Raw genomic sequence first — 14,305 nt, forward strand, 5'->3', positions numbered from 1 at the left:
GAGGAGATGTTCCATGCCACAGGGTCAACCAGTCGCCGTCCCGGCCGACGGCCTGACGACGCGGGCTCGTCGCAACGCCCCGTTGTTGGCCGTCCACACCGGCCCTGGCAAGGGCAAGTCCACCGCGGCGTTCGGGATGGCCCTGCGGGCGTGGAATCAGGGCTTCGACATCGGCGTCTTCCAGTTCGTCAAGAGCGCGAAGTGGAAGGTGGGCGAGGAGTCCGCATTTCGCGAACTCGGCCGCCTGCACGAGGAGCACGGCGCCGGCGGCCCGGTGGAGTGGCACAAGATGGGCTCCGGATGGTCGTGGTCCAGGAAGCCCGGCTCGGAGGTGGACCACGCCACCGCGGCGGCCGACGGCTGGGCCGAGATCGCACGCCGCTTGGCCGACGAGCGCCATGACTTCTACGTGCTCGACGAATTCACCTACCCGTTGAAGTGGGGGTGGGTGGACGTCGACGAGGTGGTCGAGGTCCTTCTCAACCGGCCCGGCAGGCAACACGTCGTCATCACCGGGCGCGACGCCCCGCAGCGACTGCTGGACGCCGCCGACCTGGTCACCGAGATGACGAAGGTCAAGCACCCCATGGACGCCGGGCGCAAGGGTCAGCGCGGCATCGAGTGGTGAGCACACCGGCCGTCGTCATCGCCGCACCGTCCTCGGGCAGCGGAAAGACCACCGTGGCGACCGGCCTGATGGGCGCGTTCCGCAGAGCCGGCCGTACCGTCGCACCGTTCAAGGTCGGGCCCGACTTCATCGACCCCGGCTACCACGCCCTCGCCTCCGGTCGGCCGGGGCGCAACCTTGATCCCGTCCTGGTCGGCGACGACCTGATCGGCCCGCTCTACCGCCACGGCAGCGACGGCGCCGACCTCGCGGTGGTGGAGGGCGTGATGGGCATGTTCGACGGCCGCATCGACCCGAACGCCACCGGGCTCGCCCGCGGTTCGACCGCCCACGTCGCCGGTCTGCTCGGGGCGCCGGTGATCCTGCTGGTCGACGCGCGCGGGCAGAGCCACAGCATCGGCGCGGTCGTGCACGGGTTCTCGACGTTCGACAGCTCGATCCACCTGGCCGGCGTCATCCTCAACAGGGTCGGCTCGCCTCGGCACGAGGCGGTTCTGCGGCAGGGGTGCGAGCAGGCGGGCGTTCCGGTGCTCGGGGCCATCCCGCGGGCCGACGAATTGGCCGTGCCGTCACGGCATCTCGGCCTAGTGACGGCGACCGAGCACGGCAGGCACGCCGTCGCGGCCGTCGAGGCGATGACCACGCTGGTGGCCAAGCACGTCGACCTGGCCGCGGTGGCCGCCATTGCCCGGTCCTACGTCGCCTCCGAGCCGTGGACGCCGACGATCGCCGAACCCGTCGCGGGTCGCGTCACCGTCGCGCTGGCCGCGGGGCGAGCGTTCACCTTCGGCTACCCGGAGCACGCGGAGTTGCTCGCCGCCGCAGGCGCGGACGTCGTCGCGTTCGACCCCTTGACCGATCCGCTGCCGTACGACACCGACGCCCTGGTGATCCCCGGCGGCTTCCCCGAACAGTTCACCGCGGAGCTCTCCGACAACGAGGTGGTCCGCAGGCAGATCAGGGAGCTTGCGAGCCGTGGTGCTCCCATCCACGCGGAATGCGCAGGCCTGACCTACCTGGTCGACGAACTCGACGGGCATCCGATGTGCGGCGTGGTGCCCGGCAGCGCCCGATTCACCGAGCGACTGACGCTGGGATACCGCGACGCGGTCGCGCTAGGAGACTCGTCCGTGCACCGGGCCGGCGCCCGGGTGGTCGGACACGAGTTCCACCGCACCGCCGTCACGTTCGTCGGGGAGTGCGAGCCCGCATGGGGCTTCCGCGACGGCGCCGGCGCCACGGTCACCGACGGCGCGGTCACCGTCGGGGTCCACGCCGCCTATCTCCACGCGCACGCGGCGGCGCACCCGCTGGCGGCCACCCGGTTCGTAGGGTCTGCACTTACCTCTAAGCTCGCCGGGTGCGCACGCGAGGAGCGAGGACATGACTGCGCACGCGAGGAGCGAGGAATTGACTGAGAACGCCTACCTCGTCGGCCTGCGCTTGAACGGCAAGCGGGTGGTCGTCGTCGGTGGCGGTAGCGTCGCGCAGCGGCGTATCCCGCTGCTGCTGGCCAACGGGGCCGACGTGCACGTCATCGCCCGTGCGGCGACGCCCGCGGTGGAGGCGTTCGACGGAATCACCCTCGTGCTGCGCGACTTCCGACCCGGTGACCTCGAGGGTGCCTGGTACGCGCTCGCCGCGACCGACGACCCCACGGTGAACGCGGCGATCGTCGCCGAGGCCGAACGGCTGCGCATCTTCTGCGTCCGGGCCGACGTCGCCCGCGACGGCACCGCGGTGACGCCCGCGTCGTTCGAATACGACGGACTGAGCGTCGGCGTCCTGGCCAGCGGCGAGCACCGCCGCTCGGCGGCCATCCGGTCGGCCATCCACGAGGCCTTGCAGACGGGCGTGATCGCCTCCTCCGCCGAGGTCGGGGCACCTGGCACGCAGTACGCCGGTGTCGCCCTCGTCGGCGGCGGCCCTGGCGACCCCGAGCTCATCACCGTTCGTGGGCGCAGGATGCTCGCACAGGCAGACGTGGTGGTCGCCGATCGCCTGGCCCCCCAGGAACTGATCGCCGAACTGGCGCCGCACGTCGAGGTGATCGACGCCGCGAAGATCCCCTACGGCCGCTTCATGGCCCAGGACGCGATCAACGCCGTCCTGATCGACCGCGCCAAGGCGGGCAAGTTCGTCGTGCGGCTCAAGGGCGGTGATCCGTACGTCTTCGCGCGCGGTCACGAAGAGCTGCTGGCGTGCGCCGAGGCGGGCATTCCGGTCACCGTGGTGCCCGGTGTGACCAGTGCCATAGCGGTTCCTGCTGCGGCGGGCGTTCCCGTCACCCACCGCGGGGTCACCCACGAGTTCGTGGTGGTCAGCGGCCACCTTGCGCCGGGGCACCCCGAATCGTTAGTGAATTGGGATGCGCTGGCCGCGCTGTCCGGCACGATCGTCCTGCTGATGGCCGTCGAACGGATCGAATTGTTCGCGAAGGTTCTGCTGGAAGGCGGCCGACCAGCGGAGACGCCGGTTCTGGTGGTGCAGCACGGGACGACGGCCGCGCAGCGAACCCTGCGCACCACGCTGGCCGACGCGCCGGAACACATCCGCGCGGACGGCATTCGACCTCCCGCAATCATCGTGATCGGGGCTGTCGCGGGCTTCGCCACTTAGAGGGTTCTTAAGATTACTGTAGGGTAACCCGATATGACGGCTCCCAACGACGCAGCCCGCGCCGCCGCTGAGCGTGATGCGGGAGATGCCGAACGAGCTCTTCCCATGCCGATCACCCAGACGCAGATCGTCAAGAGCAGCTGGTATCCCGAATGGCTACCGTCGCGCCGCTTCATCGCCGCGGTCATCGCCATCGGCGGCATGCAGCTGCTGGCCACGATGGACAGCACCGTCGCGATCGTCGCGCTCCCCAAGATCCAGGACGAGCTCAACCTGTCCGACGCGGGGCGCAGCTGGGTCATCACCGCATACGTGTTGACCTTCGGCGGCTTGATGCTGCTCGGCGGGCGACTCGGCGACACCATCGGCCGCAAACGCACCTTCATCGTCGGTGTCGCACTGTTCACCATCGCGTCCATCCTCTGCGGCGTGGCGTGGGACGAGACGACCCTCGTCATCGCCAGGCTCGCCCAGGGCGTCGGCGCGGCCATCGCGTCGCCCACCGGCCTTGCCCTGATCGCGACCACGTTCCCGAAGGGTCCGGCCCGCAACACCGCAACGGCGGTGTTCGCCGCCATGACCGGCGTCGGCTCGGTGATGGGGCTCGTCGTCGGCGGCGCGCTGACCGAATTCTCCTGGCGCTGGGCATTCCTGGTGAACGTCCCGGTCGGTCTGCTGATGATCTACCTGGCCCGCCGAACCCTGAGCGAAACGCACCGCGAACGGATGAAGCTCGACGCGACTGGCGCCATCCTCGCCACCCTCGCGTGCACCGCCGCGGTCTTCGGTTTCTCGATGGGCCCGGAGAAGGGCTGGTCCGCCCCGCTGACGGTGGGCTCGTGTGTGGCGGCGTTCGTCCTCTTCGGCGCCTTCCTCTTCGTCGAGCGCACCGCGGTCAACCCCGTCGTGCCGTTCAGTCTCTTCCGCGACCGCAACCGGGTTGCCACGTTCGCCGCGGTGTTCCTCGGCGGCGGCATCATGTTCACGCTGACCGTGCTGATCGGCCTGTACGTGCAGGACATCATGGGTTACAGCGCCCTTCGCGCCGGCATCGGCTTCATCCCGTTCGTCATCGCGCTCGGCATCGGGCTCGGCCTGTCGTCCTACCTGGTGTCGATCCTGCCGCCGCGGGTCCTGGTGATCATCGGTGGCGTCTTCGTCCTCGCGGCCATGCTCTACGGCTCCACGCTCAACGGCGACATCCCGTACTTCCCGAACCTCGTCATCCCGATCACGGTCGGCGGCTTCGGCATCGGCATGATCGTCGTGCCGCTCACGGTGTCGGCCATCGCCGGCGTCGCGATCGACGAGATCGGTCCGGTCTCGGCCATCGCGCTGATGCTGCAGAGCCTCGGCGGCCCCGTGGTGCTTGCCGTCATCCAGGCGGTCATCACGTCGCGGACGCTGTACCTCGGGGGAACCACCGGGCCGGTCAAGAACATGGACGCCGCCCAGATGCACGCCCTCGACCAGGGCTACACCTACGGGTTGCTGTGGGTCGCGGCCGTGGCCGTCATCGTCGGCGTCGTCGCGCTCTTCATCGGCTACACCGCGCAGCAGGTCGCCCAGGCTCAGGAAACCAAGGAAGCGATCGACGCCGGCGAGATCTAGGCCGACCGTGCCGGTTCGGCGCGAATGCCGTCACCGGCGGCGACCAGCGCCGCGACCGCGGCCCGCGCGGCCTCACCGGGGGTCGGCTGGGTCACCGCGAGGGTGACGCGGCCCAACCAATTCGGGTCCTCGACGCGGACGGTCGTCACACCCTTGGGCACCGACGGAGCGGCCAGTTCGGGTAGCAGACAAACGCCGAGCCCGGCGGCCACCAAACCCAGCCGGGCCTGCCAGCCCTTGGTCCGCAGCGCGACCACCGGATCGGTCAGCGTCGGCCAAGGTCCGAACTGCGGATCGCCGGCGTTGCCCTCGCCGACCACCCACGATTCGCCTTCCAGCGCGCGGACCGGCACCGTCGCCGCCGCGCCGAGCCGGTGCCCAACGGGGACCGCGACGCAGAGGTCGCCGGCGAACACCCGCCGTACTGCCAAGCCGGTCAGGTCGTAGTCCTCAAGGCCCGTGCCCGAGCCGATGACGGCCACCGTCACCCGTCCGGCGCGCACCTCTCGAAGTAGCGCCGGGGTCGACGCCTCGGTCAGCCGTACCTCGAGACCGGGGTGTTCGCCGGCCAGCCGTGCGATGGCGCGCGGCGCGAGAACCGCGGCGGCCGCGGGGAACACGCCCAATCGCACGCGGCCCGCCAGCCGGTCGCCCAGCCCGTCGAGATCGCGCCGCAACGAGTCGACGTCGGCCAGGATGCGTCCGGCGCGGGCGACCACCGCCGCGCCAGCGGCACTGGGACTGACCCCGCGAGCGTTGCGCACGAACAGGGGCACGCCGGCGGCGGCCTCCATGGCGGCGACCTGGCGCGAGATGGCGGGTTGCGAATAGCCGAGTGACCGGGCCGCGGCGGTAAACGAACCGAGGGTCGCCACCTCACGGACCACGCGCAGCCCCGCGAGGGTCATGTCGTCCATGGCGTCACCCTAGCCATGCGTCAACCGTATGGCAGCGATCTGAGACCGTCATGGCCGGTATGGATTGCGGCCGCCGCCCCGGAGGTTGAACAGGACCGACAGCACGTGACATCGAGGAGAAGAGACACATGCCCAAGACCTGGTTCATCGTCGGAGCATCACGCGGCATGGGACGCGAACTCGCCGAACAACTGCTGGCCCGTGGCGACCACGTCGCCGCGACGGTCCGCGACACCGGCCACGTCGCCGACCTCGCCGACCGCTACGGCGACGCGTTCTGGGTGCGGGCGCTCGACGTCACCGACCCCGCCGCCGTCCGCGCCGTGACCGACGAGGCGTTCGCGTCCCACGCGCGAGTCGACGTCGTGGTCGCCAACGCAGGCTACGGAGTGTTCGGTGTCGCCGAAGACCTCACCGACGCGCAGATCGACTCGATGATCGCCACCAACCTCACCGGATCGATCCACCTGGCCAGGGCGGCCGTGCCGCACCTGCGCGCCACGGGCGGCGGCCTGTTGATGCAGATGTCGAGCATGGGCGCGCACATCGCCTTTCCCGCCTTCTCCCTCTACCACGTGACGAAGTGGGGCATCGAGGGCTTCTACGAGGCGCTGGCCCAGGAGGTCGAGCCGTTCGGCATCCGGACCACCCTGGTCGAGCCGGGCGTCGTCCGCACCGGCTTCTTCGACGCTGCGACGCGGATACCCCTGAGCGCGCCGTACCGGGGTGGGCCGGCGGACCGGCCTGCGCCGACGATCGACGACATGGTCGACAGCCAGGAGAAGACCGTGGCTGCGATGATCCGGGCGGGTGACTCCGACGATCCGCCCCGCCGGCTGGTGCTGGGATCCGACGCCTGGCAGTTGGTGACCGACGCGTTGCGCGGCCGCCTCGAAGAACTAACCGCGCAGCGCGCCAACGCCGCCACCGCCGACATCGGTTTCACGATCGGTCCCGCTGGGTAGGGTGTCGGCAATGTCTGCCGCGGGTGGTACCTCAGGTTCGACGGAGAATTCGACCGCGCCCTTGTCGTCGTCGGTGCTCGGCATCGCCATCGTGGCCATCACCGGCATGCAGCTCATGTCGACCCTCGACGGCACCATCGTCATCGTCGCGCTACCGCGCATGCAGGCCGATCTCGACCTGTCCGACGCCGGCAAGAGTTGGGTGATCACCGCCTACGTTCTGACCTTCGGCGGGCTGCTGCTGCTCGGCGGGCGGGTGGGTGACGCGATCGGTCAGAAGCGCGCCTTTCTCTCCGGCGTCGGGGTGTTCACCATCGCCTCGCTGATCTGCGGTCTGGCTGGGGACGAGTTCACGCTCATCGCCGCGCGCGCCCTGCAGGGCATCGGCGCGGCCGTCGCCGCCCCGACCGGCCTGGCGCTCATCGCCACGACCTACGCCGTCGGACACGCGCGCAACCAGGCCATGGCGGTCTCGGCGGGAATGCAGGCCATCGGATCGGTGATGGGGCTGGTGCTCGGCGGACTGCTCACGGTCATCTCGTGGCGGCTGGCATTTCTGATGAACGTGCCGATCGGCATCGTCATCATCGTCATCGCATGGCTGCGGATCGGCGAGACGCACCACGAACGGCTCAAGCTGGACATCACCGGCGCACTGCTGGCCACGCTGGGCTGCACGTCGGCGGTGTTGGTGTTCACCCAGGGACCACCGCGCGGCTGGGTCGACCCGTGGGTGATCGGCGCCGCCGTCGCGTCGATCGTCTTCTTCGTGTCCTTCCTCCTTGCCGAGCGCACCGCCGAGAATCCGCTGGTGCCGTTCTCGGTCTTCAACGACCGCAACCGGGTGATGACGTTCACCGCATGGTTCCTCGGCGGCGGGGTGCTGCTCACCGTGACGGTGATGGTCGGCCTGCTCGCGCAGGACGTACTTGGCTACTCGGCGCTGCGGGCCGGCGTGTGCTTCCTGCCGTTCGCCGTCGCGGTTGGCGTCGGCAACGTACTGGCCACCAAGCTGGCGCCGTTGGTCGCGCCGCGCTGGCTGATCATCGGTGGCGGAATCTACGTGCTCGCGGCCATGCTCTACGGCTCCACGCTGGACCGCAGCATCCCGTACTTCCCGAACCTCTTCATCCCGATCGTGCTCGGCGGCTTCGGAATCGGCATCATCTCGGTGATCCTGCCGCTGTGCGCGGTGGCCGGGGTTGGGCCGCGTGAGATCGGTCCGGTGTCGGCGATCACCCTGATGGTGCAGAACCTCGGCGGACCGCTGGTGCTGGTCGCCATCATGGCGGTGCAAACCTCCCGCACGCTGTACCTCGGGGGCACCACCGGCCCGGTCAAGAACATGACGCCCACCCAGCTCGACGCGCTCGGAGCCGGCTACACCTACTCCCTGCTGTGGGTGGCAGGCATCTCGATCCTGGTCGGCGTCGCCGCGTTCTGGATCGGCTTCTCCGCCCGCGACATCGCCCGCGCCCAGCACACGAAGGAGGCCGTGGAGGCTGGCGAGCTGTAACGGGTGGGCTGTCGGGGCACCGCGTTAGCGTGGCCCCATGACCGAGCAACTCACCCGCCAACGCATCTCCGACGTGGTCGACCCGCTGGGCTGGCGGCTGATCCTCGGGGTCGCCGTGACCCACGTGCGGGTGCCCACCTTGGCCGCCGCAGCCGAGGCCGCCGCGGTGGCGATCTCGACCGACGGGGTTGACGGGCACCTCACCGTCGACCTTCACGCCGACCGGTTGGTCCTCCGCGTGCACACCGTCGACGCCGGCTCGGTGACCGAGCCCGACCTGGAGCTGGTCGCGCGCGTGACCGCAGCGCTGGTGGCCCACGGGCTGCACACGCAGCCTGCGGTCGACGACGTGGCGCCGCAGACCTTCGAGATCGCGGTCGACGCCGTCGACATACCCCTGGTCAGGCCGTTCTGGAAGGCGGTGACGGGGTACGTCGAGCAGCCGGCCGAGATGGATCTGCCCGACGGCGGCCTCGTCGACCCGCTGCGACGCGGACCCGCCATCTGGTTTCAGCAGATGGACGAGCCACGAATCGAGCGAAACCGCATCCACCTCGACGTCGACGTCCCGCCCGAACTGGCCCGGCCCCGCGTCGACGCGGCGCTGGCGGCGGGCGGCACGTTGAAGTCCGATGCCGCCGCCCCCGCGTTCTGGGTCCTGGCCGACCCCGAGGGCAACGAGGTGTGCGTATGCACGTGGCAGGGTCGGGACTAGCTGCGCGGGTAGATAAGGTTGTCGGCTGTGATCACCCGCATGTCCGAACTGTTCCTACGCACGCTGCGCGACGACCCCGCCGACGCCGAGGTGCCCAGCCACAAGCTGCTCATCAGGGCCGGATACATCCGGCCGATCGGACCGGGGTTGTACAGCTGGCTGCCCCTCGGGCTTCGCGTGTTCCGCAAGATCGAGCAGATCATCCGCGAGGAGATGAATGCCATTGGCGGACAGGAGATCCTGCTACCAGCCCTGCTCCCACGCGCACCGTACGAGACCACGAATCGGTGGACCGAGTACGGCGCAGGCCTCTTCCGCCTGAAGGACCGCCGCGGCAACGACTACCTGCTCGGGCCCACCCACGAGGAGATCTTCGCCCTCACCGTGAAGGGGGAGTACTCCTCCTACAAGGACTTCCCGTTGCGGCTCTACCAAATCCAGACCAAGTACCGCGACGAGGCGCGGCCGCGGGCCGGCATCCTGCGCGGGCGCGAGTTCGTGATGAAGGATTCCTACTCGTTCGACGTCGACGACGACGGTCTCAAGGCCGCCTACGACGCGCACCGCGAGGCCTACCAGCGGATCTTCGCGCGGCTGGGCGTCAAGTACGTCGTCGTCTCGGCGGTGTCGGGCGCGATGGGCGGCAGCGCGTCGGAGGAATTCCTCGCCGAGAGCGAGGTCGGGGAGGACACCTACGTCCGCTGCCTGGAATCCGGGTACGCGGCCAACGTGGAGGCCGTGATCACCCAGCGGCCCGAGTCGCTGCCCGTCGAGGGACTGCCAGCGCCGGTCGTCCACGACACGGAGAACACCCCGACCATCGCGACGCTGGTGGACTGGGCCAACGGTGCCAACCTGCCCGAGTTCGCGGGTCGCACCGTCGTGGCCGCCGACACCCTCAAGAACGTGTTGCTGAAGGTTCGCCAGCCGGGCGGCGAGTGGGAGCTGTTGGCGATCGGCGTGCCCGGTGACCGGGAGGTCGACGACAAGCGACTGGGTGCGGCCCTCGACCCGGCCGAGTACGTCATGTTGCCTGCGGAGGACTTTCCCAAGTACCCGTTCCTGGTCAAGGGATACATCGGGCCAAAGGCGTTGTTGGCCAACGGTGTTCGCTTCCTGGTCGATCCACGCGTGGTGGACGGAACCACCTGGATCACCGGAGCCGACGAGGACGGCAAGCACGTCGTCGGCTTGGTGGCGGGACGGGACTTCGTGCCAGACGGCACCATCGAGGCCGCCGAGGTGCGCGACGGCGATCCGTCGCCGGACGGGGGAGGCCCGCTGGTCTCGGCGCGCGGCATCGAGATCGGCCACATCTTCCAGCTCGGCCGCAAGTATGCCGACGCCTTCACCGTCGACGTCCTCGGCGAGAACGGCAAGCCGTTGCGGCTGACGATGGGTTCCTACGGCATCGGGGTGTCGCGGATGGTGGCCGTCATCGCCGAGCAGAGCCACGACGACATCGGCTTGCGCTGGCCGTCGTCGGTGTCGCCCTTCGACGTGCACGTCGTCATCGCCAACAAGGACGACGACGCCCGCACCGGGGCAACGGAACTCGCCGAGCAGCTCGACCTGCTCGGGGTGGAACCCCTTCTCGACGACCGCAAGATGTCGCCGGGGGTCAAGTTCAAGGACGCCGAACTGCTCGGCGTGCCGTGGCTCGTCGTGGTGGGACGCGGCTGGGCCAACGGTGTCGTCGAGCTGCGAAACCGGTTCAGCGGCGAGGTAGAGGAGATCGCGGTCGACGGCGCGGCCGCGACGATCGCCGGCAAGTTGGCCGGCTAGTCAGTCGTTGCCGCCGGGGAAGGCGACGGTGGTCGGCTCGACGCCGAGCACCGCTCGCCACCTTGCGGCCGTCACCGCGGCGCGCGTCAGTGCGGTGACGGCCAGTTCGCGGTCGTCACCGGCAGCGGCCTGCTCGAGCACCGCGCGCCACGCGACCGCGGAGTCCTCCTCCATCCGGACGGCGAGCTTCGCCGCACCCGTCGGGTCGTCGACGACGAACGGCAGCTGGTAACCGAGCGCCGGTATCGGGGGCGTCACCTTGCGCTCGACGAGTCGACGGATGCCCTCTTCGCGCAGTTCGCGATGTCCCGCAAGGGAATTGGACACCAGCTGATTCGAGTCGGGTGTCGAATGTGCCGAGACCAGCCCGTAGCCGTAGATGACTCCGTGTTCGACGGCGACCGCGTCGAACAGGGCGGCGTCGGCGGGGTCCGACGGGCGGGACGGCGACGGTGCGGTCGACGAGCCGGTGTCGGGAGAGGTCACGACGTCACCCCTGAAGTGGCGAGGGTGACCGTGGCCGCGGCCGTGCACGCCGCGGCGATCGACCCGAGCAGTCCGGCCCGGTACCCCGACTGCTGTGTCGCGAGCAGGCCGGCGCCGTCCGCCGACTGCTTGAGTGCGGCGACCACGTCAGCGCTGGTGGGTGGCTTCGGGGGCGGACCCGACGTCGTCGGAGTGGCAGACGTCGACGACGCAGAGGTCGACGCCGAGGTGGTGGGCGCCTCGCCGGAGATTCTGGTGATCTCGTCGGTGAGGGCCCGAGCGTGGGCGGCCCGCTGGTCGGCGACGACCGACAGCGCCGCCGCGATCTTGGGTGCCGCCGCTGCCGCGGCGTTGCCCGCCAGCTGACTGTCGTCGCGGGCGCGCTCCAGCACAGCGATCAGGGCGTCGACGTCCTTGACGGGCGGGGACGAGCCGCAGGCCGTGGCCACGGTGCCCCCCAGCAGGGCCAACGCCGTGGCGCCGACGAGCACGCGCCGCCTGCTGACGGTGGGAATGGTGCTCGGCACATCGACATCCTGCCATCCCGCTGGCGCGGGCTCGTCTGGACTCGACCGCGGTCGTCTCGCCGAACGTTTGCCAAGAGTGGCCCCTCGGCTGGCGTATCCTTGACACTCGGTTCCACGCAACGCTTGGCGGAATCGCGTCCGTACAACTCAAGACGAGGAGCTCACCGTGGCATCGGAGAATCCGCTACGGTCTGCGCGGTTGCCGTCCCCGCAGCAGGTGACCGAGCTGCTCGAAGGCGCATTCGGCCGCGCCGGATACGACGTCGACGACGTCGTCGTCGAGGCCGCCGCCCGGCCGCCACGCATCGTGGTGATCGCCGATGGTGACGGCGGACTCGACCTGGACGCCCTCGGCGAACTGTCGCGGTTGGCCTCCGAACTGCTCGACCAGATCGACGACACGCCTGACGAAGCCACCTACGTGCTGGAAGTCACCTCGCGCGGAGTGGACCGGCCGTTGACCTCCGAGCGACACTTTCGCCGTGCCCACGGGCGCAAGGTCGAAGTGACGCTGTCCGACGGCTCCCAGGTGGTCGGGCGGTTGGGGGAACCGGGTGACGGTGTCCTGCGACTGGTCGTCGCCAACCGTGGCGCCAAACCAAAGATTCGCGAACTTTCCATCGACGACGTCGCCAATGCCGTTGTCCAGGTGGAATTCTCACCGCCGAACCCGCTCGAGCTCGAGCTGGCCGGGGTGTCTGTTGAGGAGGTTGAAGAGTGAACATCGACATGGGTGCGCTGCATGCCATCGAAGTGGACCGGGGGATTCCGGTCGACGAACTGCTCGAGACCATCAAGTCCGCGCTGCTGACCGCCTACCGCCACACCCAGGGGCACGAAGCCGCGGCCCGCATCGACATCGACCGCAAGAGCGGCATCGTCAAGGTGATGGCGAGGGAAACCGACGACGACGGCAACCTGGTCAGCGAATGGGACGACACCCCTGAGGGATTCGGCCGGGTCGCGGCCACCACCGCCCGTCAGGTGATGCTGCAGCGGTTCCGCGACGCCGAGAACGAACGGATGTTCGGTGAGTTCTCGGCGCGCGAAGGCGACATCGTCGGCGGCGTTGTCCAGCGCGACGCCCGCGAGAACACCCGCGGCAACGTCGTCGTGCGCCTCGGCACCGAGGCGAAGGGTTCCGAGGGAGTCATCAGGCCCGCCGAACAGGTGCCGGGGGAGTCCTACACGCATGGGGATCGGCTGCGCTGCTACGTCATCGGCGTGACGCGCGGTGCGCGCGAACCGAAGATCGAGTTGTCACGTACCCACCCGAACCTGGTGCGGAAGCTGTTCTCACTGGAGGTGCCCGAGATTGCGGACAACTCCGTGGAGATCGCGGCGGTCGCCCGCGAGGCCGGCCACCGCTCGAAGATCGCGGTCAGGTCGCGGGTCGCGGGCCTCAACGCCAAGGGTGCCTGCATCGGGCCCATGGGACAGCGGGTGCGCAACGTGATGAGCGAGTTGTCCGGCGAGAAGATCGACATCATCGACTTCGACGAGGACCCGGCGCGATACGTCGCCAACGCACTCTCGCCGGCCAAGGTCGTGTCGGTGTCGGTGATCGACGAGGCCGCAAGAGCCGCCCGTGTCGTCGTTCCCGACTTTCAACTGTCGCTGGCGATCGGCAAGGAAGGGCAGAACGCTCGGTTGGCCGCCCGACTGACCGGATGGCGCATCGACATTCGCAGTGACGCGGAACCCGCGCCCGAGAAGGAGGCGCCCCACAGCGCCTCTCGCGAGGGGTAGTTGGCACGCGTTTCTTTCTGCGGTGATCGTGACGGTAGACTGAACCGTGATCCAGCGCGAGAGTTCGGCCAACCGCGCGCGGCAGCACAAAAGTCCCGAAGGACCAGTGCGAACGTGTGTGGGATGCCGGAAGCGTGAGCTGGCCGCCGATTTGCTTCGAGTGGCCGCTGTAGACGATGGAGACGGCGAATCCGCCGTCACCGTCGATGCAGCGGGTAATCTGCCTGGGCGGGGTGCATGGCTGCACTCCGACGAGCAGTGTCTACAGGTGGCAATCAAGCGGCGAGCATTCGCACGAGCGTTGCGCATCACCGGTTCGCCGAACACCTCCGCGGTGGTCGAGTTCTTCACCAGAAACGAAGACTCGGTTCGCCCGGCAACAGAACAGGTAGTCAAGAACATGAGCACACCGTGAAGTTCCGATGACCATGCGTCATAGCTAAACCCGAGGCGCGGCCCACTGCTGTCGCCTCCTAGACAGGAGATGTAGTGGCAGGCAAGGCCCGCGTGCACGAGTTGGCTAAAGAACTCGGTGTCACCAGCAAGGAAGTTCTCGCCCGGCTGAGCGAGCAAGGCGAATTCGTCAAATCAGCATCCTCAACCGTCGAAGCGCCCGTCGCCCGACGGCTCCGTGAGGCATTGGGTGGCGGCTCCAAGCCCGCCGCCCCGAAGGCGGCCCCCGCCGCGCCCAAGGCACCCGCAGCCGGCGTGTCCGCGAACGGCGGCGTCACCAGCTCGGCACCCAAGCCCGGAGGGCCACGGCCCGCCGCGCCGAAGCCGCAGGCCG

15 protein-coding genes are annotated in these 14,305 nt (G+C 69.3%); 12 read left to right on the forward strand and 3 right to left on the reverse strand.

All coding sequences use genetic code 11. The features are described from left to right. Positions 1–13 precede the first annotated feature (13 nt). From cobO to B1790_RS10435, 4 genes are all read left to right on the forward strand, one after another. A complete protein-coding gene (gene cobO / locus B1790_RS10420) occupies positions 14–628 on the forward strand; it encodes a cob(I)yrinic acid a,c-diamide adenosyltransferase (RefSeq protein ID WP_079923145.1) in 615 nt (204 codons plus the stop codon). Beyond that, complete coding sequence (locus B1790_RS10425; RefSeq protein WP_079923146.1) at positions 625–2,046, forward strand: cobyrinate a,c-diamide synthase; 1,422 nt, start codon at positions 625–627, stop codon at positions 2,044–2,046. Before cobO ends, B1790_RS10425 begins: the two co-directional genes overlap by 4 nt. Beyond that, the gene (gene cobA, locus B1790_RS10430; RefSeq protein ID WP_079923147.1) at positions 2,039–3,247 is read left to right on the forward strand and encodes a uroporphyrinogen-III C-methyltransferase; all 1,209 of its coding nucleotides are present in this window, start codon (positions 2,039–2,041) and stop codon (positions 3,245–3,247) included. The genes B1790_RS10425 and cobA overlap by 8 nt, the downstream gene beginning before the upstream one ends. A gap of 105 nt (positions 3,248–3,352) precedes the next feature. Next, positions 3,353–4,858: an MFS transporter gene (locus B1790_RS10435; protein WP_233165050.1), complete on the forward strand. Its 1,506-nt coding sequence runs from the start codon at positions 3,353–3,355 to the stop codon at positions 4,856–4,858. Here the strand turns inward: B1790_RS10435 and B1790_RS10440 are convergent. Next, entirely contained in the window at positions 4,855–5,775 is a 921-nt protein-coding gene (locus tag B1790_RS10440; RefSeq protein WP_079923149.1) for a LysR family transcriptional regulator, read from the reverse strand. The genes B1790_RS10435 and B1790_RS10440 overlap by 4 nt on opposite strands. 128 nt (positions 5,776–5,903) lie before the next feature. On the opposite strand from B1790_RS10440, the gene B1790_RS10445 reads away from it, so the two are divergent. From B1790_RS10445 to B1790_RS10460, 4 genes are read left to right on the forward strand one after another with little or no spacing between them, the layout of a single operon-like run. Then, positions 5,904–6,740 (forward strand): SDR family oxidoreductase, encoded by an 837-nt coding sequence (locus B1790_RS10445; protein WP_079923150.1) that lies wholly within the window; start codon positions 5,904–5,906, stop codon positions 6,738–6,740. A gap of 10 nt (positions 6,741–6,750) precedes the next feature. Next, on the forward strand, positions 6,751–8,256 hold the full coding sequence (locus B1790_RS10450; RefSeq protein WP_079923160.1) for an MFS transporter: 1,506 nt from the start codon (positions 6,751–6,753) through the stop codon (positions 8,254–8,256). Between the two features lie 37 nt (positions 8,257–8,293). Beyond that, on the forward strand, positions 8,294–8,971 hold the full coding sequence (locus B1790_RS10455; RefSeq protein WP_079923151.1) for a VOC family protein: 678 nt from the start codon (positions 8,294–8,296) through the stop codon (positions 8,969–8,971). 27 nt (positions 8,972–8,998) lie between these two features. After that, positions 8,999–10,756 (forward strand): proline--tRNA ligase, encoded by a 1,758-nt coding sequence (locus B1790_RS10460; RefSeq protein ID WP_079923152.1) that lies wholly within the window; start codon positions 8,999–9,001, stop codon positions 10,754–10,756. Here the strand turns inward: B1790_RS10460 and B1790_RS10465 are convergent, their stop codons facing one another. Both B1790_RS10465 and B1790_RS10470 read right to left on the reverse strand, forming a co-directional pair. Next, complete coding sequence (locus tag B1790_RS10465; RefSeq protein WP_079923153.1) at positions 10,757–11,242, reverse strand: ferritin-like domain-containing protein; 486 nt, start codon at positions 11,240–11,242, stop codon at positions 10,757–10,759. Beyond that, complete coding sequence (locus B1790_RS10470; RefSeq protein WP_079923154.1) at positions 11,239–11,769, reverse strand: hypothetical protein; 531 nt, start codon at positions 11,767–11,769, stop codon at positions 11,239–11,241. The genes B1790_RS10465 and B1790_RS10470 overlap by 4 nt, the downstream gene beginning before the upstream one ends. Positions 11,770–11,935: 166 nt before the next feature. On the opposite strand from B1790_RS10470, the gene rimP reads away from it, so the two are divergent. The 4 genes from rimP to B1790_RS35260 all read left to right on the forward strand — a co-directional run. Beyond that, on the forward strand, positions 11,936–12,490 hold the full coding sequence (rimP, locus tag B1790_RS10475; protein WP_079923155.1) for a ribosome maturation factor RimP: 555 nt from the start codon (positions 11,936–11,938) through the stop codon (positions 12,488–12,490). After that, complete coding sequence (gene nusA / locus B1790_RS10480; protein WP_079923156.1) at positions 12,487–13,518, forward strand: transcription termination factor NusA; 1,032 nt, start codon at positions 12,487–12,489, stop codon at positions 13,516–13,518. The genes rimP and nusA overlap by 4 nt, the downstream gene beginning before the upstream one ends. A 46-nt stretch (positions 13,519–13,564) precedes the next feature. Next, positions 13,565–13,933 carry a YlxR family protein gene (locus tag B1790_RS10485; RefSeq protein ID WP_079923157.1) on the forward strand — a complete coding sequence of 123 codons (369 nt, stop codon included), beginning with the start codon at positions 13,565–13,567 and terminating at the stop codon, positions 13,931–13,933. Positions 13,934–14,007: 74 nt separating this feature from the next. After that, positions 14,008–14,305 (forward strand): translation initiation factor IF-2 N-terminal domain-containing protein (locus tag B1790_RS35260; protein ID WP_233165049.1); only part of this gene is annotated, 298 nt, incomplete at its 3' end.

Origin of the sequence: Mycobacterium sp. AT1 (assembly GCF_002043095.1) — a bacterium.
Taxonomy (GTDB): Bacteria; Actinomycetota; Actinomycetes; order Mycobacteriales; family Mycobacteriaceae; genus Mycobacterium.